This window comes from Nitrosomonas communis (genome assembly GCF_001007935.1).
GTDB lineage: Bacteria > Pseudomonadota > Gammaproteobacteria > Burkholderiales > Nitrosomonadaceae > Nitrosomonas > Nitrosomonas communis.
Genome location: NZ_CP011451.1, coordinates 3,092,567 through 3,111,907 on the forward strand (window position 1 = coordinate 3,092,567; position 19,341 = coordinate 3,111,907).

At 45.4% G+C, this 19,341-nt stretch carries 22 protein-coding genes and 1 pseudogene; 12 read left to right on the forward strand and 11 right to left on the reverse strand.

The features are described from left to right. Nucleotides 1-170 precede the first annotated feature (170 nt). Nucleotides 171-767: an HNH endonuclease family protein gene (locus AAW31_RS13935; protein WP_046850693.1), complete on the forward strand. Its 597-nt coding sequence runs from the start codon at nt 171-173 to the stop codon at nt 765-767. A gap of 46 nt (nt 768-813) precedes the next feature. Here the strand turns inward: AAW31_RS13935 and AAW31_RS13940 are convergent, their stop codons facing one another. Continuing rightward, the gene (locus AAW31_RS13940) at nt 814-1,026 is read right to left on the reverse strand and encodes an SPFH domain-containing protein (RefSeq protein WP_046850694.1); all 213 of its coding nucleotides are present in this window, start codon (nt 1,024-1,026) and stop codon (nt 814-816) included. A gap of 728 nt (nt 1,027-1,754) precedes the next feature. Between AAW31_RS13940 and AAW31_RS13950 the strand changes: the two genes are divergently transcribed. Genes AAW31_RS13950 through AAW31_RS13965 form a run of 4 tightly spaced genes read left to right on the forward strand, consistent with a single transcriptional unit; the run spans nt 1,755 to nt 3,052 of the window. Next, nucleotides 1,755-2,150 carry a hypothetical protein gene (locus tag AAW31_RS13950; RefSeq protein ID WP_046850696.1) on the forward strand — a complete coding sequence of 132 codons (396 nt, stop codon included), beginning with the start codon at nt 1,755-1,757 and terminating at the stop codon, nt 2,148-2,150. A 2-nt stretch (nt 2,151-2,152) separates the two neighbouring features. Continuing rightward, nucleotides 2,153-2,410 carry a DUF5985 family protein gene (locus AAW31_RS13955; protein ID WP_046850697.1) on the forward strand — a complete coding sequence of 86 codons (258 nt, stop codon included), beginning with the start codon at nt 2,153-2,155 and terminating at the stop codon, nt 2,408-2,410. A 10-nt stretch (nt 2,411-2,420) separates the two neighbouring features. After that, nucleotides 2,421-2,693 (forward strand): DUF5985 family protein, encoded by a 273-nt coding sequence (locus AAW31_RS13960; protein WP_046850698.1) that lies wholly within the window; start codon nt 2,421-2,423, stop codon nt 2,691-2,693. 26 nt (nt 2,694-2,719) lie between these two features. Further along, nucleotides 2,720-3,052 (forward strand): GmrSD restriction endonuclease domain-containing protein, encoded by a 333-nt coding sequence (locus AAW31_RS13965; RefSeq protein ID WP_052752269.1) that lies wholly within the window; start codon nt 2,720-2,722, stop codon nt 3,050-3,052. Nucleotides 3,053-3,073: 21 nt separating this feature from the next. Here the strand turns inward: AAW31_RS13965 and hflC are convergent, their stop codons facing one another. The 3 genes from hflC to AAW31_RS13980 form a co-directional block, all read right to left on the reverse strand. Then, nucleotides 3,074-4,048, reverse strand: coding sequence for a protease modulator HflC (gene hflC / locus AAW31_RS13970; protein ID WP_046850699.1), 975 nt, complete (start codon nt 4,046-4,048; stop codon nt 3,074-3,076). Beyond that, on the reverse strand, nt 4,045-5,025 hold the full coding sequence (gene hflK, locus AAW31_RS13975) for an FtsH protease activity modulator HflK (protein WP_046850700.1): 981 nt from the start codon (nt 5,023-5,025) through the stop codon (nt 4,045-4,047). Before hflK ends, hflC begins: the two co-directional genes overlap by 4 nt. A gap of 111 nt (nt 5,026-5,136) precedes the next feature. Then, nucleotides 5,137-5,691, reverse strand: a complete 555-nt coding sequence (locus tag AAW31_RS13980) for an acyloxyacyl hydrolase (protein WP_046850701.1) — start codon at nt 5,689-5,691, stop codon at nt 5,137-5,139. Between the two features lie 693 nt (nt 5,692-6,384). On the opposite strand from AAW31_RS13980, the gene AAW31_RS13985 reads away from it, so the two are divergent. The 4 genes from AAW31_RS13985 to AAW31_RS14005 all read left to right on the forward strand — a co-directional run bounded on the left by AAW31_RS13985 (nt 6,385) and on the right by AAW31_RS14005 (nt 9,865). After that, the gene (locus AAW31_RS13985; RefSeq protein ID WP_235264387.1) at nt 6,385-7,056 is read left to right on the forward strand and encodes an NADPH-dependent FMN reductase; all 672 of its coding nucleotides are present in this window, start codon (nt 6,385-6,387) and stop codon (nt 7,054-7,056) included. 424 nt (nt 7,057-7,480) lie between these two features. Beyond that, nucleotides 7,481-7,873, forward strand: a complete 393-nt coding sequence (locus tag AAW31_RS13995) for a carboxymuconolactone decarboxylase family protein (RefSeq protein WP_046850703.1) — start codon at nt 7,481-7,483, stop codon at nt 7,871-7,873. Between the two features lie 298 nt (nt 7,874-8,171). Continuing rightward, nucleotides 8,172-8,540, forward strand: a complete 369-nt coding sequence (locus AAW31_RS20910; protein WP_144412977.1) for a hypothetical protein — start codon at nt 8,172-8,174, stop codon at nt 8,538-8,540. A gap of 1,070 nt (nt 8,541-9,610) precedes the next feature. Further along, complete coding sequence (locus AAW31_RS14005; protein WP_046850705.1) at nt 9,611-9,865, forward strand: hypothetical protein; 255 nt, start codon at nt 9,611-9,613, stop codon at nt 9,863-9,865. Nucleotides 9,866-9,949: 84 nt separating this feature from the next. Here AAW31_RS14005 and AAW31_RS14010 read toward each other — a convergent pair whose 3' ends face one another. Further along, a complete protein-coding gene (locus AAW31_RS14010; protein WP_200899641.1) occupies nt 9,950-10,819 on the reverse strand; it encodes a restriction endonuclease in 870 nt (289 codons plus the stop codon). Nucleotides 10,820-11,304: 485 nt separating this feature from the next. Between AAW31_RS14010 and AAW31_RS14015 the strand changes: the two genes are divergently transcribed. Beyond that, nucleotides 11,305-12,336, forward strand: a complete 1,032-nt coding sequence (locus AAW31_RS14015) for an HNH endonuclease family protein (protein ID WP_046850707.1) — start codon at nt 11,305-11,307, stop codon at nt 12,334-12,336. Here AAW31_RS14015 and AAW31_RS14020 read toward each other — a convergent pair. Beyond that, complete coding sequence (locus tag AAW31_RS14020; protein ID WP_052752270.1) at nt 12,308-12,913, reverse strand: class I SAM-dependent methyltransferase; 606 nt, start codon at nt 12,911-12,913, stop codon at nt 12,308-12,310. The genes AAW31_RS14015 and AAW31_RS14020 overlap by 29 nt on opposite strands. Before the next feature lie 446 nt (nt 12,914-13,359). Further along, a complete protein-coding gene (dbpA, locus tag AAW31_RS14025; protein WP_046850708.1) occupies nt 13,360-14,781 on the reverse strand; it encodes an ATP-dependent RNA helicase DbpA in 1,422 nt (473 codons plus the stop codon). A 122-nt stretch (nt 14,782-14,903) separates the two neighbouring features. Between dbpA and AAW31_RS14030 the strand changes: the two genes are divergently transcribed. After that, on the forward strand, nt 14,904-15,134 hold the full coding sequence (locus AAW31_RS14030; RefSeq protein WP_046850709.1) for a hypothetical protein: 231 nt from the start codon (nt 14,904-14,906) through the stop codon (nt 15,132-15,134). Between the two features lie 49 nt (nt 15,135-15,183). On the opposite strand, the gene AAW31_RS14035 is transcribed toward AAW31_RS14030, so the two are convergent. From AAW31_RS14035 to AAW31_RS14050, 4 genes and pseudogenes are all read right to left on the reverse strand, one after another. Further along, nucleotides 15,184-15,642, reverse strand: coding sequence for an RES family NAD+ phosphorylase (locus tag AAW31_RS14035; RefSeq protein WP_046850710.1), 459 nt, complete (start codon nt 15,640-15,642; stop codon nt 15,184-15,186). After that, the gene (locus AAW31_RS14040) at nt 15,642-16,127 is read right to left on the reverse strand and encodes an antitoxin Xre/MbcA/ParS toxin-binding domain-containing protein (RefSeq protein WP_082110575.1); all 486 of its coding nucleotides are present in this window, start codon (nt 16,125-16,127) and stop codon (nt 15,642-15,644) included. Before AAW31_RS14040 ends, AAW31_RS14035 begins: the two co-directional genes overlap by 1 nt. 64 nt (nt 16,128-16,191) lie before the next feature. Next, nucleotides 16,192-16,401 (reverse strand): annotated as a pseudogene (locus AAW31_RS14045) (Wadjet anti-phage system protein JetD domain-containing protein); the annotation flags it as partial. 125 nt (nt 16,402-16,526) lie between these two features. Next, entirely contained in the window at nt 16,527-17,258 is a 732-nt protein-coding gene (locus AAW31_RS14050; RefSeq protein ID WP_144412978.1) for a hypothetical protein, read from the reverse strand. Nucleotides 17,259-17,805: 547 nt separating this feature from the next. On the opposite strand from AAW31_RS14050, the gene AAW31_RS14055 reads away from it, so the two are divergent. Next, nucleotides 17,806-19,338, forward strand: a complete 1,533-nt coding sequence (locus AAW31_RS14055; protein ID WP_046850713.1) for a ferritin-like domain-containing protein — start codon at nt 17,806-17,808, stop codon at nt 19,336-19,338. Nucleotides 19,339-19,341: the final 3 nt, after the last annotated feature.

The window sequence follows — 19,341 nt, forward strand, 5'->3', positions numbered from 1 at the left end:
TTTCCCAATCAAACTTGACGCGAAGGCGAGCCACAGACAAACTCAATAATCGGCAAGGTGAAACCGGCAAAGTCAGGTTTGATTGTGAAAGGTAATTAGCAGTTAAATTCTAGTCAAATCTCATCCAATCCCTCAAAATAGCTCCCCCTGAAATTAAGTCAATTTGATCCATGAGAAATGTTTTTCTATTCCTCCTGCTTATCGCTACTTTGGTCATGCTTCATGGTTGCGCCACAGATAAACAGATCGGGCGTCACCCTCCACAAGTAGATACTCCGCTCACTAGCAAACCCTATAACCGCAAAGACTGGCCGCACTGGATCGACGCAGATGGAGATTGCCAGAATACACGACAAGAATTACTGATTGCGACGAGTACAGCCCCTGTTAAATTCAAAGATTCCCGTCGCTGCACGGTTATAGCCGGGAAGTGGTTTGGTGTCTATACCGGCAAAATATTTACCCAGGCTTCAGATGTCGATATCGATCATATTGTGCCCCTCGCGCATGCCCACCGGCATGGCGCCGATAGCTGGACAAAAAAGCGGCGTAGAGCATTTGCGAATGACTTCGACAATCTTATTGTGGTAAGCGACAAAGCTAATCATGCCAAATCAGATAAAGCGCCCCATGAATGGTTGCCCCCTCGCAAAGCCTATTGGTGTGAATATGGCAAGCGATGGAAGCACATTAAGCATAAATACCAATTGATCTCTACTCAACAAGAACAAGCTGCCTTGAACTCATTAGCCAAAACCTGCCGTTAGCAGTCAGATTCATTCATTGATTTAATGCTCTTTCTGTTCGATTCGTTTAAGCAATCAAAAACAGCTCACTATCGGTTGAAAGCACCAGGCTAGCATCGCCATTTACAATCTTGCGGTAGGTTTCCATGCTCTTGATGAATTTACAAAATTCGGCTGCTTCAGGTTTCTGCGCATAAGCCTGGGCGTAGATTTCCGACGCTTTGGCATCCGCTTCACCACGAATTTCCTGAACACGCTTGTAAGCGGTCGATGCGATCAACTCATCTTCATTGATGAATTCCGGGCTCGGCTTGCGCCAGTATTGCAGGTCATTTCGCGCGTCATTTCTACTTTTTTGATCAAACAGGTCGGATTCAAAAAGTGTGACGTTAAAACAAAATCATCGCCGCCATCCTGGAGAAAGCTGCATCACCAAAATTCTTGATCATCTCGGCTTGTCCTCTCGGGCACCACCCAGAGCATCTGTGCAGGTCTTTGATCCATTCGAGACTAGCTAAATCGCAGCCCAGCTTTTACAGCTCTCTTCATGATTGAGCTGACCTTCCCCCTGGCGTCTTTCATGCAAATAGCAAAAAAAGAGCCCCAACCCAACACTTTTTGTGGCTGATCGAACACAAATTTTGCCAATTTCAGAAGACTTTCCGTTCGGTTGACGATCAAACCGTTTCCCACATATTCGGCTGTTATTAAAAAGAATGTTTATTTTTCCTATACACTCGAAAGGACAAAGCCGAATTTTTCTTCGGTAATTTGTTAAAATTCGTATTTTTGCAAAAAAAGAATTATTGTTTAAGTTTTATTATTTATAGATCTGCAATTACCAGGAAATAACTTTACCTGAAAATCGCTCCTTCTTTTTGAGGACAGAACTGCAGAGTCTTAATTGTTTATAATTGTCTGAAAAATACTTAACTTCTTTCGTTTCAGTAATTAAAAATTTCTGAACGACTGCCCTTGTCGGGAAAAATATCTTACACTGATTTAATTATGGCAGATGACTTGATTCCTGAAGAGGTGCGGCAGTTTATTATTGATAAGATTGATTCCGTCGCTGAATTGGAAGGACTTCTGCTCCTTCGCAATCAAGCGGAAATTGAATGGGACAGCGCGACATTAGCCCAAAGGCTCTATATAAATCCACAGCAAACCCAAGAAATTTTAGCGCACCTTCATGCACAGGGATTTCTGGCAGTCAAGGAAAACAATTTAATCAGTTACATTTATCAACCAAACTCGCCTGAACTGGCAGAAATGGTAAATCGTGTTGCTGAAATTTATGCGAAATATTTAATCCCAGTCACGAATTTGATTCACAATAAGCCGCAAATCAAGGTTCAGAAGTTTGCCGATGCCTTCAAATTCATAAGGAGAGAGGATAAATAAGAATGATCGGAGCGGTTTATCTATTATGCGCTTTAACCGCCTTGTTATGTGCCTGGCTTCTGCTGAAAGCCTATCGTCGGAGCGGATATAAACTGCTGCTCTGGGGTGGTTTATGTTTTATCGGCTTGACGTTGAACAACGCGCTTTTGATTGTTGACAAATTGCTAGTACCGTATTTTGACTTTTCAATGATTCGTTTATTGGTGGCATTTGCGGCAGTTCTGGTGCTTTTGTATGGGCTGATCTGGGATTCGGAATAAGGATAAAATTATGAGTCAATTGTTGCTGGGTGCGATAGCCATGACGAATTTGACGATCGGATTGTTTTTCCTGCGTTTCTGGAAAAGAACGTACGACCGCTTCTTTCTTTTTTTCGCGGTGTCTTTTACTCTGGAAGGAATAAACAGAGCTTTGCTCGGGCTGAGCTACAACGCCGACGAGAATGAACCGGTTTACTATTTGGTCAGACTTCTTTCCTTCGTTCTGATCCTAGTGGCGATTATTGATAAGAACCGGATAAATAAGTCTCAAGGCGATAATTAGTATTTGAAATCTGTTTCTGAAGTGATTTGGCGTCTATACCCGAAAAAATATTTACCAAAGCTTCAGAGGTCGATATCGACCATATTGTGCCCCTCGCGCATGCCCACCGGCATGGTGTCGATAGCTGGACAAAAAAGCAGCGTAGAGCATTTGCGAATGACTTCGACAATCTTGTTGTGATAAGCGACAAAGCGAATCATGCCAAATCAGATAAAGCGCCCCATGAATGGTTGCCTCTTTGCAAAGCCTATTGGTGCGAGTATGGCAAGCGATGGAAGCACATTAAGCATAAATACCAATTGATCTTTACTCAACAAGAACAAGCTGCCTTGAACTCATTAGCCAAAACCTGCCGTTAGCAGTCAGATTCATTCATTGATTTAATGCTCTTTCTGCTCTTTCTGTTCGATTCGTTTAAGCAATGCAAACAGCTCACTATCGGTTGAAAGCACCAGGGTAGCATTGCCATTTACAATCTTGCGGTAGGTTTCCATGCTCTTGATGAATTTATAAAATTCGGCAGCTTCAGGTTTCTGCGCATAAGCCTTGGCGTAGATTTCCGACGCTTTGGCATCGGCTTCACCGCGAATTTCCTGGACACGCTTGTAAGCGGTCGATGCGATTTCGTTAATATCGCGCTCCTTGTTACCATTGATACGTGCTGCCTCCCCCTCACCTTCCGAACGGAAACGCTGCGCAATCTGCAACCGCTCACTGATCATCCGTTGATAGATACGCTCCAGTACTTGCTGATTGTAATGAATGCGCTTGAAGCGAACATCGAGCAATTCAATGCCAAACTCTGCCAATTTAGGCGCGGCTGCGTCGAACACTTCTTGCTCGATCGCAGCACGGCCCACTTTGATCGGCCGTAATTGACCCAGTGTGCCTGTGCCTGTGAGAGAACCCAGGCTCTCATCCTGCAGTGGTTGCCGCTCTTTATCGGAGCACACTGCTTCGATAAGTTCGTGCCGCGCAATAGCTGTGCGCGTTTCGCTACCCAGGATATCTTCCAGGCGTGACTGAGCGCTGCGTTCGTCCCGCAGTCGCAGGTAGTAGCGCATCGGCTCTTGAATCCGCCAGCGGGCAAACGTATCGACCTGCACATAAGTTTTATCCTTCGTTGACATTTCCACCATCGGTCCATCCCAGGCCAGATAGCGTTTATCAAAACTGTTCACGCGCTGGATAAAAGGCACTTTGAAATGCAATCCCGGCGTCGTAATCGGATCCCCTACCGGCTTGCCAAACTGGGTAATAATGACCTGCTCGGTCTGATTGACCGTATAAGTAGACATCGCTACCAGAATCACGACCGCCAGGATAAATACGATGCTTTTTATCGACTGTTTCATTGCGGCATCTCCACTGGGTTGGTTGGAAAAGGCAGCATCGGCAAGATCTGCTGCACCGTATCATCCACGATAATTTGCTGCCTGGCTTGCGGCAAGACTTCACCCAAGGTCTCCAGATAAATACGAGTGCGCGTCACCTCCGGCGCCTTGAGATATTGTTCCAGCAACTGATTGAAGGCAGCCACATCCCCCTCGGCCTCATTAATGCGCTTAAAGCGATAGCCATCGGCTGCACGTATTTTTTGATCGGCTTCACCGCGTGCGCGCGGCACAGCTTTGTTGTACTCGCCATTGGCCAGGTTAATGACATTTTCCCGATCCTGCTGCGCACGGTTGACTTCATTAAAAGAAGGCTGCACCGGCTCCGGTGGATTGACATTTTTCGACTGCACCTGGTTAATGGTCATCCCCAACTGATAGTGCTCTGCCAGCAGGCGAATACGCGCTAACGCAGTTTCCTCAATCTCTTGCCGACCGATAGTAATGATCTCATCGACCGTCCGATCGCCTACAACTTCGCGCATCACTGCCTCGGAAATATCACGTAAAGTCAAGCCAGGATCGCGCACATCGAACAGGTATTTTTCGGGATCAGTAATGCGATACTGTACGATCCATTCCACCAGGGCTGAATTCAGATCGCCGGTCACCATCGATTTCTCCAGCTCTGGCTCATCACCAGCCTGATCGGGGTTAGTATACCCAGGTGTGGCAAAACCGAATTCCAGTTTCTGCTGCCGCTGCGTCGGTACTGAGATAACAGTATCAATTTCTAACGGCAACTTGACGTGTAAGCCCGACGGAACTTTTTCGATATATTTGCCAAAGCGAAGTACAATCCCTTCCGATTCGGCCGGAATGGTATAAAACGCAGAAGTCAACGCCACGACCAGCAGCATAATACCCAACATTCCCAGCAACGGAGAAATGGGCAGTGCATTTAAAGTGCGTCCCAGAATCGACTTGAGATCGTTCATTTACAACCTCCCGTTAAAAAGAGTAATGAGCTTGAACAGCGTTAGAGAGCCTAACTTCAGCTACTCCTTTTGATCAAAAAGAATTGAACGTACTGCTATGGAATGGGAAAGCTAGAACCGTAAACCGAAGCGTCCTCCCAAGGTATCCATACCTTCATTCTCATCTGCGAGAAAGGCATTGGACACGTGATCAAAATAAACCGACAACGAGGTTCTGGCACTGAGGCGATAGCCTATCTCAATCGGAATGTGAAACAGCACACGTGACCCGAGCGCCTTACGATCATGCTGCTCAAAATGAAGTTTACCGTTGTGCACGGCCCCGCCTATACCAATACCGAAAAAAACCCCACTGGTGTGCTCGTATTGCCAACGAATATCCGTATACAACTTGGAGGTATCCCCCGCTGTATTTGCCGACCCGCCAAAGGCGGGACGAATGCTGCCCCCGAGAAATTTGATATGAGGAGAAAAGATGGCTTCCAGATTGAAATCAACCCCGCTCTCGCGATTGAAACCACTCCACAAACCGCCGGTATCATGGTGCAGTATGCCGAACTTGACCTCATGCAACCAGGCAAACGTCTTCTGCTCCTCTGCAGATCCAGCAGACGAAACAATACAAGCCAGGCTGAAAACTAATACCCTAATAATTTGAGTGTGCATAATCAAACGAATATCCCTCACATTTCTATGAAGGTAATTTAACAACAGATGAGATATTTGGTCTATCCATCTTTGCTGAAAAAATTTTTATAGACTTCACCGAATCCTCCAATTCATCTCAAATTCATCCGTCTCTAGATCAGCTTCACTAGATTTTCAGGTTATTCCATTTCTAAATCAAACATGACGCGAAGGCGAGCCGCAGACAGTATAAATAATACGGCAAGGTGAAGCCGACAAAGTCAGGTTTGATTTAGAAATGGAATTAGAGACAAAAAAACGCTGACAGAAATAGCAGTAAATATATGGTACAAACTGCCAGCCTCATTTTGAGGCACTTGAAATAATCATTATCCTACCTCAACATAAAGCAGTTACTCACAGCCTTATCCACGAAAATTGTGAATAAAGGATTTCAATTGATAATATTCAAATTAACCTGCTCATAATTTCAAAACGCAAACGTACTTTATTTTCGGTAGATAGTTAGCCAAACGGATTAATATCAAGATATTGCGTTTCCTTGTTTATGTGTATAAGAAGGTAAATAAAACCTTTATTCCCTTTTTAAATCAAGAATGACGCTAAAGGGAGCCGCAGATAGTATGAATAATACGGCAGGGCAAAACCAACAAAGTCAGGTTTGATTTAGAAATAGAATTACAATTGCACGCTATACATAGAGGTATAAAAATGTCTTTGAAATTTCTGATTTTTCTTGGTTCAGTGCGTGACAGTACACCACCCAGCCCTCCCCGGCTTGGTTTGAGGGTAGCGCAAGCTTGTGTAGTACATATCCAACAGGGAGATCACTTTGCGGAATTGATTGATCCGCTTGCTTTTAATCTGGAGCCCATCTTCAAACCCCACTTCACTTACGCGCGAGGCAAGGCACCCTCTCAGCTCCAATCCTTGGCGGAAAAGATTGAAAATGCGGATGGTTATGTCATGGTGAGTCCCGAATATAATCATTCAATGAGTCCCGCTTTGGCTCACCTGCTCAATCACTTTGGCAGCTCGCTTTTTTCGTATAAACCCAGCGCGATTGTCACCTATTCAAAGGGCCAATGGGGTGGTGCACGAGCTGCAGTGGGAATGCGCACTTTTTTGTCGGAGCTGGGTTGCTTGCCAGTTTCCGCCATGATTCATATACCAAAAGCTCATGAAGTACTTGCTGAAAGCGGAGATTTTGTCAGAAAAATAGATGCTGAGGAATGGAACGACTATTTCGCTCGTACCTTTACTCAGCTCAAATGGTGGGCATCAGCTACCCAAAACCAAAGGCGCGCAATCGATCCGCACAAACTGATACGTGCTTTTAGAAGAGATCCCTCTGAAAGAAACGCTCCGCAGGCATCTGAATAATAACAATGATGATAAAGGTTAGGCATGAACCTATCTGCATAAAATCAACCTGGACAGATCAATCTGAATCTGACAACCTTACCTACCGATCGATAAACTGGCAAATAGTCTGTGCCACGCTTCAAAGGAAAGCTGACAAATCAGTTTTGATCAAGAATGGCATAATGAAAATAAAGGCAGACCATGTGCAAATGCTAGCTTCTTTTTAAAGCAGTCGAAATAACCCTTATTCTCCCTCGGCATAATCCAGTTACCCACAGCCTTATCCACGAAAATTGTGGATAATAACTTTTAGCTATCGGTACAAAGGCTCGAGCTTAGCATCCCTCTGATCTAAACCTTAAAGAAGCAGGTAGCCGGAGAGAATTCATCCCGAAAAAAGCATAAAATTGATGCGGTCTAATAACTTTCATAGGTAAATCTGATGGAATCAAATCGCTACACACGCGGTCAGGAAGCCCTTGCCAGAATTCATGGACATATCGGTGAGGGTGTCATGGATACCCTCAAGGATATCGCACCTGACTTTGCCCGCTTCATTATCGAATTTCCATACGGTGATATTTATTCGCGTGGCGTTTTGTCCCCGAAAGAACGGCAAATCGCCACCATTGCCTCCCTCACCACCCTCGGCAATGCGCCTACCGAATTGAAGGCCCATATCCAAGGGAGCTTAAACGTTGGCTGCACCCGACAGGAAATTGTGGAGGTGATCATTCAAATGGCCGTATATGCCGGCTTTCCGGCCGCGGTGAATGCGCTACTGGTAGCAAAAGAAGTTTTTGCAGAGCTTGATAAAAATAAAGGTTCTATGTGAAATACTGTGGGTAAGTAAACCGAAGTTTTCCACATAAGATAGAAAGTGTAAGCACCTGCATTATTGCTTTGTTATTTATTACTGCTTTATATTGTCAAATAACAAAGTGTGTTTACCTTGATTGTGTCTATTCATTGCTTCAAGGATTTATATGCTTTGTCATATTTCTGGTTTTTAAATCATTTCTTTCTTTGTATTAATTTCTTGCTTATTAGTCAGCTCAAAAAGAATTAACTAATGCAGTTTTCATGCATTAAGCTTATTTCTATGAATGAGCTATAAATTAAGGAGACAAGTTATGTATAAATTAACTTTAACATTGACAGGGACAATCATACTGGCTAGTACATTCATGTTTACCAGCATCGTATCTGCTCAGAATATTACAAATGATCAGAGCCCTGCTGGAAGTACTAGCACGCCTGGAACCCCTTATAGTTCTGGTACACCTGTTAGTCCGGGTACTCCTGGTACGCCAAGTACGCCTGATCGCTCTGTTAGTCCAGATACCCCTTCTAGTCCTGGTACCCCTGGTAGCTCTGTTATTCCAGGCGCCTCTTCTAGTCCTCGCCCTACTGACACTCCGCGTAGTCCTGGTACTCCTATTAATCCTTCTATTCCTAGTGCTCCTGGTAGTCCTACTACACCTGATGCCTCGCGTTATTAATAATCAGCTCGATTATTAACTACTTACTCGTTACCAGAGTAATATTTTTCGGATGAGCAATTCAATCTCAACCTACTGATTCTACAAAGAAGAGTAACGTCACAATGTTATAGATCAGATTCAGAAGCAAAATCCGAAAAAATAGTGCACAACGGGACCACACAGGAACTGTAAATTATCTAGTCTCACCTTCTAATACTACCACTTAGTAAGATGATAGAGCTGAGCACCGTAAACTACTAGTGAACTTCACCATTTTTCCTTAGTAAGAAGGTATTAGAACGTAGCTTGAATAATTTACAGTCTTCGAGATAGATATAGAAAAAGGCCGCATATGCGGCCTTTTTCCAGGTATTGTGTTTGCAAGTATTAAATTACATCAGGTTCTGTCTTGACTCGCTCCTATCCTGATTTTGATGCGCTCTAACATATTTGTTACCAAAAGGGTATATTAGCACGGACAAACCTGGCCGCCATAAACAAGATAAGCAACATGGGCTTGTCGGAAAATTCGACCAAAACGAATAGAAACAAAAATCCAGCAATGTCAGGCCAAGAAAATCGCAAAATTAACGGAAACTTTGGCCTGGGAATCTTTTCCCTCTCAATTTGCCTAATTTCATTTCCAAATCAAAAATGACACGAAGGCGACCCGCAGACAGTATAAATAATATGGCAAGGTGGAGCCGACAAAGTCTGTTTTGATTTAGAAATGGAATAAGCTGGCATATTGAGAGCGAATTTGCCCTATGTATGACATAACGTTATTAGATCAAATTCAATGTCATAAGCGCTTGAGGTTAAAAACCAGCGTGTGGACGCCTACCTGAAACTGCAATTTCACTAGCCCGCTCTATTTCGCCTGGAACCCAAATAAGCAACTTGATTATAAGACTAAATGATCACCCTCAACTTAAAACTTTTGATACCAGCGAATTGTCACCGTGCCATTCCGTAAAAGCGGAGGTGGTTATCCAGTATTCTCACCAGAAAATGATATGCTTCTTTCACGAAAATTTAATTCATATTTTCAAAATATCATTTTTAAAGATAATTAATAGGAATGTACTATGTGGGGGCTCAAACTCGCCGTATGCATACTCTTTGACTTAATTGATTTCACACTGGGGCGCACGCTTTTCATCATTCCCTTTGGAGGAGAACTGATCGGCTGTGCCCTTTGCGCAGCCATGTTTGGTCCAAGCGGATTGCTCTATGGGCTAGAAGCGCTCGATGTGACTGAACAGATTGATGGGTTTATTCCCACTGCAACGATTATTGCGCTGATGAACAGGCCTAAATCTGATAGTAACGCTAACGCGTAACACAGGATAAGAAGGATTTTTAGTATGCAGAAAATGAAGAAAAACAACTGATGCTCACAAGAAAGAGGATCTTACTTTACTACTTCAGTTAATAACTCGGATTCCTCGGCATTTGGGAAATTCAGCACACCCCCAAAATGGGATGCCTGCCTTCTCCCCTTGCTTGGCTATCCGTTTTACCATTGAGCCGCCACATTTGGGGCAGTTGGGCGCATCGATTGGTATGCTAGACGTTGGTGAAGGTACCTGAGAAACCTTCCTTCCAGTAGCAGAACAAATTGACACATTCGCACGCGCTTTCTCGATCATGATCGAAAGCGCAGAGCCGTCAATCAATTCAATATTTCGACCCTTAGCAAATGACGTTGCTTCCGTTGTAAAAACTCCAGAGGTTACCACGAATCCACCCGCTGCTCCTTTTGCTACCATCACGCCAAGCAGCTCGCGTACCACATTGACTGAAACTTTATAAGCTCGCCACTGCTTGCATTGAACGAGAAAAACTTCTCCTTCTTTTTTAAGGACCAGATCAATGCCACCATCAGCTCCTCCCCTGCCTGTCTCAACAACTGAAAATCCATGCATGCGGAAAGCTTCTCCTACCAGCAATTCAAAATCTCTCCAGCTAATATCGCGCAGACTATTACTGGGTTTTCCCTTGCCAACAGTTTGGATAAGATGCTTACGCTTGCGCCGTTTGATAAAAGCTCCCAATGCACCGAATAAAAATAGCAGTGGCAGAATATATTGCCCATAGTAAGCGAAAGTTCGCCCCATTTGCTCAATAATCACATGACTCATCTTCCCCGGAATAAGATTAGTTGGCAGTTCAAGTACAGCATAATGCTGCAAAACACTGTAGGCTAGAACAGCAAGAATAACTCCCATCCACCACGGCAGTGCGGCTGTTATATCCATCAAATCTTCTGCAAGGCTGGTTTTTCTTCTTCCCATCATTTTCTCCAGTAGCTTGAAATTAACTTATACAAATTACATTACTTTATATTGTGATGTTTTACTGCCATGAGACACTTGACGGCTATCTCGCAAACTCATGTATGCCTTTAAACAACAGCAACAACCAAACCAAATTTAATTCGAATTTTATGGTTATTTTTCAGCCACTTCAAAGATAACAAGCGATGTAAGGTAACCGAATAGTATCCGTACCCATCAGAATATTTATGGTTTTTGTGTTAATGCCATTAGAATATAAGACTGGAAGAAAAATGAAGTTCAAAAAAGAATAAAAATAAATGGTCATATCAAATTTTTCAGTATTGAGCCAGCACGATGAGCAATTGCTGCGTCTTGGTATGCTTGCTGAAAAGTATTTCGCAGATAATAAATAATGCATGTTTATTCAAGCAATTACACCGTATTTTTTACCGAAATAGAACTCTCCTGATACTAAGAAATTTTGCAAACTAAATCGAATAATGTCACGTTTTTATGAAATAGAACCTATTGCTGAAAATTATTGGCGTGCCATTATTCTTTTTGGACGCAACTCGGCTTCATACAAATTTGCTCTTGCAAAAACCCTTTTTGATTTTCATTCACTGGGAAAAACATTAATTACCCTTGAAGAACTCGCAGTGCCCTACGCTTCCCATCTCTGCGAACACCTAAAAATACATCCAAAACAAGGTACGAGTGAGCAGAGTACATTTCTGGATAAGCTACGTGCGTTTAATAGCGGTGAAATAGAAAAAAATGAGATGATCTCTCACACTTTACGCTATGGTTTCGTAGATGTGCTGGATGCTTTCCATAACGTACATGGTAAAGAAATTGGTGTTCGTTTTTTTATCAAAGAACGTAACAAGAAAAATGCAATTCAATTAACTGATGATTTTATGCTTCTCGGAGAACGGCAACAATTTGCGAACCTTGCAGAAGAAACCGAGTCACGCTGGCGCTTGGTTGAGTCTGCATGGGAAAACAGTTTATCCCGCAATCTCATGCTTGTCGAATATGAAGAAAAAGATAATTTGCTGATAGGTATCAATACCATACAATGCAGCACAGTCACATCGGCACGACCAGCATTGAATGGTTATCAGAAAGGTCGCTGCTTTTATTGTTTTCGTGAAATATCTATAATGTTAGGAAGCGAAGAAATAGCCGAAGTTGATCATTTTTTCCCCCATATACTCAAGCAGTGCGATAGCCGTAAACCAATTGATAGTATAGCAAATTTGGTTTTAGCTTGCCGAGAATGCAATCGCGGAGTAAATGGCAAGTTTGATAGACTTCCATCGATTGAATTGCTGGAGCGCCTTTTTAATCGAAATGAATATTTGATCACTTCACATCATCCGCTTAGAGAGACCCTTATTTCTCAAACCGGAAGTACCATTGAGAAACGCCAAACCTACTTGCAAAAAGCGTACAACTGTTCAACTCTCCATGTTGGAGCAGGCGGGCGTAAATGGCAACCTAAACAGCAAGGAGTGGCAACTTTTTAAGAACAATATTAGTCCATTCCACGTCCCTATCTTCTTGGTAATCAATTTCGCTGTGCAATAATGTAGTCCCAGCTTGAGTAAACAAAGCAACCAACTTATCCACCTCGATAACACTGTAGAGCTTACCGTTTTCGCGGTGATCTTTACTTTTTGTCCCACGAAAAGAAATAATTAACACACCGTCCTCAGCAGCAATACGTACTAGATTTGTTACTGCATAAGCTATCTGATTATCTGTCAAGTGCATGATAACCGCGGAGCATAACACGTTGGTGAAGGAGAAATCAGCCTGTTTCTTCAATAATGGCAGGCTATCTTGGATAAAATAAGCATTTGGGTTAAGCTGCCTTGCTTGTTGCAACATACCCTCGGAAGCATCAATACTTATAACCGGATACCCTTGTTTGGACAACCATGCACTATCACGCCCTATACCGCAACCAACATCAGCGCAAACCCCTCCTTTAATAAAAAATTTATTAACAAGTTGATAAATACGAGCCGGTACTAGCATTTTGTGTTGCGCAGCAATTTGCTCAGCAGATCTGTCATAAACTGAAATGGTTTGTAAGTCCATAATCTATAATATGCAGTAACTCAAAATCGGCTCCAACTAATAACCTTACACTGTAAGGCATCACAGCTACCGTACATTGCGCTGTATGTGCTATCTCACCATCTGGTGCAATGCGTTACACTTATTGCACCCTACAAGCTTTTTTCGAAGCGTGCTAATTCCCAGAATATTATTGGTCTACTCAGGAGGCGCACCCGTCTTGAATAAAATCATTATTTCTCAAGCAAAAACAAACGGCTGAATCATTACGAACTTTACCAGGAATTTTACCGCTGGAATACTATGCTCAATTGTCGCTTTGTTAAGGTAGCAGGCCACTAGGCATCCAGCCAGAAAGATGAGATCAACCAACTGTTTGCTCTGGTTGACCAGGCGACCAGGCATGCATTGCGAGAAAATTCTTAGCGCATGGAGTAAGAAGCTAATGAAAGCCTGGATTTACTCCCCTACAGGGCGCGTACTTTTACCGTCTTGCCTTTGACCTTGCCCGCGGACAATCTGCGCACAGCTTCACGGGCGATATTGCGTGCGACAGCGACGTAGGTTGATTGATCAGTCACAGTGATTTTGCCGACTTGCTCACACGTAAAACCTGCTTCACCAGTGAGCGCACCCAGAACATCGCCGGGGCGGATCTTTTCCTTACGGCCGCCGAGTATTTGCAATGTCACCATGGGTGATGCCAGTGGGGTAGTGCTATCACTTGGCAGCGTAGCCAGGTCGTGCCATTCTGGTTCGAAGCCCATCATTCTTGCTATCACCTCTACCCGGGGCATTTCGGACGGGCTGCACAAGCTTAATGCCCAGCCGTTTTCATCGGCACGGCCCGTGCGGCCAATGCGATGGATATGGATTTCCGGTTCGGGCGTAACCTCGACATTAATGACTGCTTCGAGTCGTGAGATATCCAGGCCACGTGCGGCCACATCAGTTGCAACCAATACTGAGCAACTGCGATTGGCAAACTGGATCAGCACCTGATCACGCTCACGTTGTTCCAGATCGCCATTCAAGGTCAGCGCATGAATGCTCTGCGCCTGCAACACTTCCAACAGATCACGGCATTGCTGCCTGGTATTGCAAAACGCCAGCGTACTGGCTGGCCGATAATGCCTGAGCAACTGACCCACAGCCTGCAAACGCGTCTCATGGCTTACCTCGTAAAAACGCTGGCGTATCTTGTTTTCCTCATGCTGCTCCAGCAGTTTTACTTCCTGTGGATTACGTAAGAATTGTCGCGCTAATCCCGCGATACCTGCGGGATAGGTGGCCGAGAACAGGAGGGTTTGGCGCTTGGGCGGGCAGCGTTTTACGACGAAAGCCATGTCATCGTAAAAGCCCATATCCAGCATGCGATCAGCTTCGTCAAGCACCAGGGTATTGAGTTGTGTCAGATCCAGACTGCCACGCGCCAGATGATCCATGATGCGGCCGGGAGTACCGACGACAATGTGGGCACCATGCTCCAGGCTGGCCATCTGTGGACGCATGGTACTGCCGCCGCACAAGGTAATAATTTTGATATTGTCTACTGATCGTGCCAGCCGGCGAAGCTCCTGCGTGACCTGATCTGCCAGCTCGCGCGTTGGACACAGCACCATGGCTTGTACTGCAAAGCAGCGTGAATTTAGCCTGGTAAGCAGCGACAACGCATACGCTGCCGTCTTACCACTCCCCGTCTTTGCCTGCGCGATCAGGTCGTGTCCCGCGAGCGTAATTGGTAAACTGGCCGCTTGAATCGGCGTCATCGTCAGGTATTCAAGCTGCTGTAATGTTGCCAGTAAGCCGGGCGATAGCGGCAATTCGTTAAAAAGGCGCCCGACAGAGTTCACTGCGGACGAAGAGGTTGTCTGGATAGTATTATTCATCCGCAATTATCCCAGATATCAGCGGAATACGCATAGAATTGTATGGTCGGCAGAAATAGTGATGCAAAACACGTTGCCTTAGTCCGCGTAAGGCGCAATAACCATCGGGCATTGCACCGTATGTGCTACCTTACCATCTGGTGCAATGCGCTGCGCTTATTGCACCTTACAAGCTGGTGTCGCGAGACACCAACAACGAACCCGTCAGCGTGTTGTTGGAACGTATCCGATTGAGCCATGCAGAAAATGCAGCAAAATCGCAACGTCCCCGCCGCAAGGCGCATGCCAAGGATGCCGTATTTGCGCCAGACCTGCCATCAGGGCAAGTTAGTGTGCTAGAGGAATCCTTATAGAATCGAGGTTGCATGCCAGCGGCTGCAGGCTACCGCAAGGATGCGTTGCTCATGGTCTGAAGCGGGAGTCAAACTTGAATGGGCGTACGATGTTCATCGTGACGCTGGTAAAGTCCGGGTGGTGAGGATTGATCATGATATTGCTTGCTTCCGGTATGACTACTGACGGAATGATGAGGCCTAACTGCTTCCCCTTCATGAGAAAGCCGCTGCCCAGGCTGGCGGCAGCAACTGAGCTAGGTAATTCATTCCATCCAGCCGGTAAGGCCGCGAGGGCGGGTGTCTCGTATAGCGTGGCATCATCTGGCAATTCAATCAGCACCAACACCAGATCAGCCGGAAGAATATCGCCAGTATGGATCAGTTTTTCCAGCGCGGCGATCTCGGGCGTCAGGCCAGCATAGATGGCATGCATGCCAGCATTATTCCAGCGCCCGCCATGCCGATATGCGCCTGTTCCGCTTCGATCTAGAGCAAATTTGTGCTTGGCGATGCGCCAAGCCCGCATCAGACTGCGCCGCCATGGGCAATGGCTGACAGAATCCGCCGGACTTCAGCGGAACCGGCATCGGTATCCAGCAAGGACAAGGGAGATTCGCCCAGTACCAGATTGTTGCTTAGCATCCATTGTTTGGCCAGCTCCGCCGAGCCAAACACCTGTTCTGCTTCTGCCTCGATCAGCGCAATGCGCGTGAGCCGCTCTGATTCTGCTGATCCCAGCTTGTCGCCTGCTTTAATTTTGCGGTCTGCCGTGGCGCTCGATAAACCGATAATCCTGGCCAGTTTGGCGCGCGGCATTTCATAATATTCGCTGGCTTTGACCAATAGCATTGCATCGACGCCTGCCCGAATCAGACGTATTCTTTCGCCAGCATTGCTTTTGAGAATTTTCTTGCTCCAGCGTGAAAATTCCTGGCTGGGGCTTGTACGTTCACTAGTTTCTGCGGCGACAGGAGTAACCAGTTTTTCTTTTGCTGCGCGTGTTGTTTCCATGAAGTCACCTTTACTCATTTGAGTAATGATCATAACTCAATTGAGAGATTCTATCTTGATAAGTTCACGCGAACGCCGCAAGCGCTGCTTTTAGCCACTCGAAGCCTATGCATTCCTGTTCAAGCCGCAGATTCTTGTGCAAACGGTACTCGCGCAAATCATCGTACAACGCTTGCTCTGCCGGCGTCAGGCGCGGCAGGTCGCGCTGGGTTAGTTTGGTTTCCGTGCCCCAGTGTGCTGCGAACGCCAGCAAGGTCCCGTGATCCATCAGGAATGGCGCGCATGCGGAAACTTAACACAACCCGCGTAAGGCGCAATAACCATCGGGCATTGCGCCGTATGTGCCTCACTTCACCATCTGGTGCAATGCGTTACACTTATTGCACCCTACCAGTTATATTATGAGTCTGACTGCTCGCCAGCCATTTCTCTTTCAGAAGCGACCGGCTTCCCGCCAACAATTTCTATTTCCGAGACATATGCCATAGAACTCAGGCCACTCTGGCCAAAAGGATTACTCATCAATAACCGTTCACTATAATGAATTTTTGCCATTACCCCTGCTTGCAGACTTATGACTGCAAAATTATATAAATCATGATCATCGATAAAAAAATGACGAAAGCTATTGCCGCTACTTCCCATCTGCACTGTCATGAAATAATTTCTATGTCCATTTTTATTCTCAATGACATTGACTATTCTGCCAAACTCAACACCACGGGAAATTTCCTGATCATTCGTATTGATGTCTCCAATAAAATGCATTTGATCCAATCCTTGATTTTCCCCAACCGAATGGATGGCGACTAATTCTTTAGTGGCAGAACAAGAAAGCAGTTCATTACTTTTGGGTGTTTTGAATTCAAGCACAACGTAATGACCGATGAGATTTTCAACTTCTTCATAACGGTCTTTTTTAAAACAAAACTCCCATGGATTAGAAACTAAATTAGGAGGTTGATTGCCAACACTGGTGAAAGTGGTACTGTCATGGCCCAGTAAGATGTCGCCTACGTAGGCGCTGCCAGAAGTTCTTTCCAGATTCACCGTACTCAATCTGCCATAAATATAGCCTTTATTATCAATAAATAGAGTTTCTGCAAAAACCAGTTGAGGAAGTAGGGCCAAAATCAAAATCCATAACCAGAGAAAAGTAACTGAATGGGGACTGCAATATTTTTTCATTATGCCCTTTCGCAAAAATGCTTAAAGTATATTTTGGATATTAAAATTAGTGAGTCATAACTTTATACTGAGAATCTTGAACACAAGCTGAACAATCTAAAGTGAGAGAACATGCTTACTTTGCTAGATGACTTATTTTTCTTCCAAATCAAATCTGACTTGGTCGGCTTCACCTTGCCGTATGATTGATACCGTCTGTGGCTCGCATTCACATCAAGATTGGTTGGAAAATGACATAACACGCGAAATACTCAAGCAACCAATAGCTTAAGAACTTTGTCATGAAACTATTTGTCATGAAAAGAAATGTTACAGCAAGGAACCAAGCGGACCTTGCGTTCTTCCATTAAACTGGTTAGCATGCACAATCTTTTTAGTTTATAGACAAGAAACCAGGCTCATGGCGATGCCTGCGCCGCGTTTCTAACTGTCTTCTTCCTTAACCTAACTGCATACCCGATATGGATATGCTTTACTCGAAGGAGAAGTAATGCGTGCTGCACAGATTCTTCGCCATTTTGCCACGGATGGTAAACTCCTGCCCCATGCGGCACTCAGGCTTGCCAAGGCAGAAACCCTGCCTTCCTCTGCTTTACTCAACCTTGAATTTTCTCCGCGTGATTACATCGCGTTTCTGCTCTCAATCGATGCTGAAATCGAACATTGTTTGATGGTGCAGTACTTGTATGCTGCTTATTCCCTCGGTGGGCCGCAGGTGCCGCCGGAATTTCGTGACGCAGTGCGTAGTTGGCAGGAGGTCATTCTCGGCATCGCCAAGGAAGAAATGGGGCATTTGATTTCAGTGCAGAATATCCTGCGTTTGATTGGTGCGCCGCTGCATATGGAGCGCGAGGATTATCCGTGGGATGTACCGTTTTATCCTTTCCCGTTCATGTTGGAGCCTCTTACGCTCGATTCGCTGGCTAAATATGTCTATGCTGAATCACCGGTGGATTGGGATGGGGGTGAACTGGGCGATGAAATCCGGCGACGGGTCGACTCGCAAACTTCAAGCCCTCACCAGGTATCGGAATTATTCAATACGCTGATTCCACTGGTCAAGGATCCGAATTATCTGCCGGATGAAGCATTTCAGGCCGATACCTACCCCTGCCAGGCCAATTGGGCTGAATGGGGACGTGGTTACCAGGGGGGTAACCGGGGCAATAGCATGGGAGCTCAGCCAGCCAGTACCCCTGATGTCCTGGTGGCACCGGTCACCTGCCGGGATGATGTCGTTAACGCGCTCACCGCCATTGCGCAGCAAGGCGAAGCGACTTCGGGTTCAGACCCTTCACATTTTGTGCGCTTTCTGCGTATCTATGTCGATATGCGGGAAAAAATGACGCAGCAAGCCTGCGACACCTGCCTATGGGATCAAGCGCGCCCGGCTGATTTTTCCGAAGAAAAATGGAATCAACTGTATCCCGCCGCACACCTCGGCTATCATGCCAGCGCTGCACCCTGGTCAGCTTCGCGTAAAGTGGCCATCAACCCTTTTGTCTCGCTTGATCCGAATAATGACCCTGCGTTGAGCAACAGCCCGACCACTCCCATTACCCATCCCGAATCAGCGCTGTGGGCGACCCTGCACAACCTGCGTTACCGTATGCTGTTGAACTATTTAATCCATAGCTTCACGTTATATGGCGGCTTGAATGTGGCCGGTTTGATCACGCCGCGCGGTACTATTGTCAATGCAACATTTGGCGAAATGTATAACCTGCGTGCGATTTCAGAAATCCTGATGCAGTTGCCGGTTTCAGCCACTGATCCGAAAGCGGGCTTCGCTGGTCCACCGTTCCAGATGCCGTATACGCTGAATAGCCCATTCGGAGAAGCCAATCGCTGGAGAGCTCACCTGGATTTGTTGAGCGCCGCGGAAAATTTAATTGCAGCGCTATTTCGACTTGCCCCACCTGAACGTCATCCGTTTTTATCGACCTTACGTGAAGCTGACAAAAATATGATGCAAATAGCGACCCGCATCCTGTCCGGCGATATCGATCGTGCACTGCTTTAGGAG

Excerpts from the sequence above, each read along its gene's own strand:
- AAW31_RS13935 (WP_046850693.1), top strand. The coding sequence starts at position 171 with ATGAGAAATGTTTTTCTATTCCTCCTGCTTATCGCTACTTTGGTCATG.
- AAW31_RS13950 (WP_046850696.1), top strand. The coding sequence starts at position 1,755 with ATGGCAGATGACTTGATTCCTGAAGAGGTGCGGCAGTTTATTATTGAT.
- AAW31_RS13955 (WP_046850697.1), top strand. The coding sequence starts at position 2,153 with ATGATCGGAGCGGTTTATCTATTATGCGCTTTAACCGCCTTGTTATGT.
- AAW31_RS13960 (WP_046850698.1), top strand. The coding sequence starts at position 2,421 with ATGAGTCAATTGTTGCTGGGTGCGATAGCCATGACGAATTTGACGATC.
- hflC (WP_046850699.1), bottom strand. The coding sequence starts at position 4,048 with ATGAAACAGTCGATAAAAAGCATCGTATTTATCCTGGCGGTCGTGATT.
- hflK (WP_046850700.1), bottom strand. The coding sequence starts at position 5,025 with ATGAACGATCTCAAGTCGATTCTGGGACGCACTTTAAATGCACTGCCC.
- AAW31_RS13980 (WP_046850701.1), bottom strand. The coding sequence starts at position 5,691 with ATGCACACTCAAATTATTAGGGTATTAGTTTTCAGCCTGGCTTGTATT.
- AAW31_RS13985 (WP_235264387.1), top strand. The coding sequence starts at position 6,385 with ATGTCTTTGAAATTTCTGATTTTTCTTGGTTCAGTGCGTGACAGTACA.
- AAW31_RS13995 (WP_046850703.1), top strand. The coding sequence starts at position 7,481 with ATGGAATCAAATCGCTACACACGCGGTCAGGAAGCCCTTGCCAGAATT.
- AAW31_RS20910 (WP_144412977.1), top strand. The coding sequence starts at position 8,172 with ATGTATAAATTAACTTTAACATTGACAGGGACAATCATACTGGCTAGT.
- AAW31_RS14005 (WP_046850705.1), top strand. The coding sequence starts at position 9,611 with ATGTGGGGGCTCAAACTCGCCGTATGCATACTCTTTGACTTAATTGAT.
- AAW31_RS14010 (WP_200899641.1), bottom strand. The coding sequence starts at position 10,819 with ATGGGAAGAAGAAAAACCAGCCTTGCAGAAGATTTGATGGATATAACA.
- AAW31_RS14015 (WP_046850707.1), top strand. The coding sequence starts at position 11,305 with ATGTCACGTTTTTATGAAATAGAACCTATTGCTGAAAATTATTGGCGT.
- AAW31_RS14020 (WP_052752270.1), bottom strand. The coding sequence starts at position 12,913 with ATGGACTTACAAACCATTTCAGTTTATGACAGATCTGCTGAGCAAATT.
- dbpA (WP_046850708.1), bottom strand. The coding sequence starts at position 14,781 with ATGAATAATACTATCCAGACAACCTCTTCGTCCGCAGTGAACTCTGTC.
- AAW31_RS14035 (WP_046850710.1), bottom strand. The coding sequence starts at position 15,642 with ATGCGGGCTTGGCGCATCGCCAAGCACAAATTTGCTCTAGATCGAAGC.
- AAW31_RS14040 (WP_082110575.1), bottom strand. The coding sequence starts at position 16,127 with ATGGAAACAACACGCGCAGCAAAAGAAAAACTGGTTACTCCTGTCGCC.
- AAW31_RS14055 (WP_046850713.1), top strand. The coding sequence starts at position 17,806 with ATGCGTGCTGCACAGATTCTTCGCCATTTTGCCACGGATGGTAAACTC.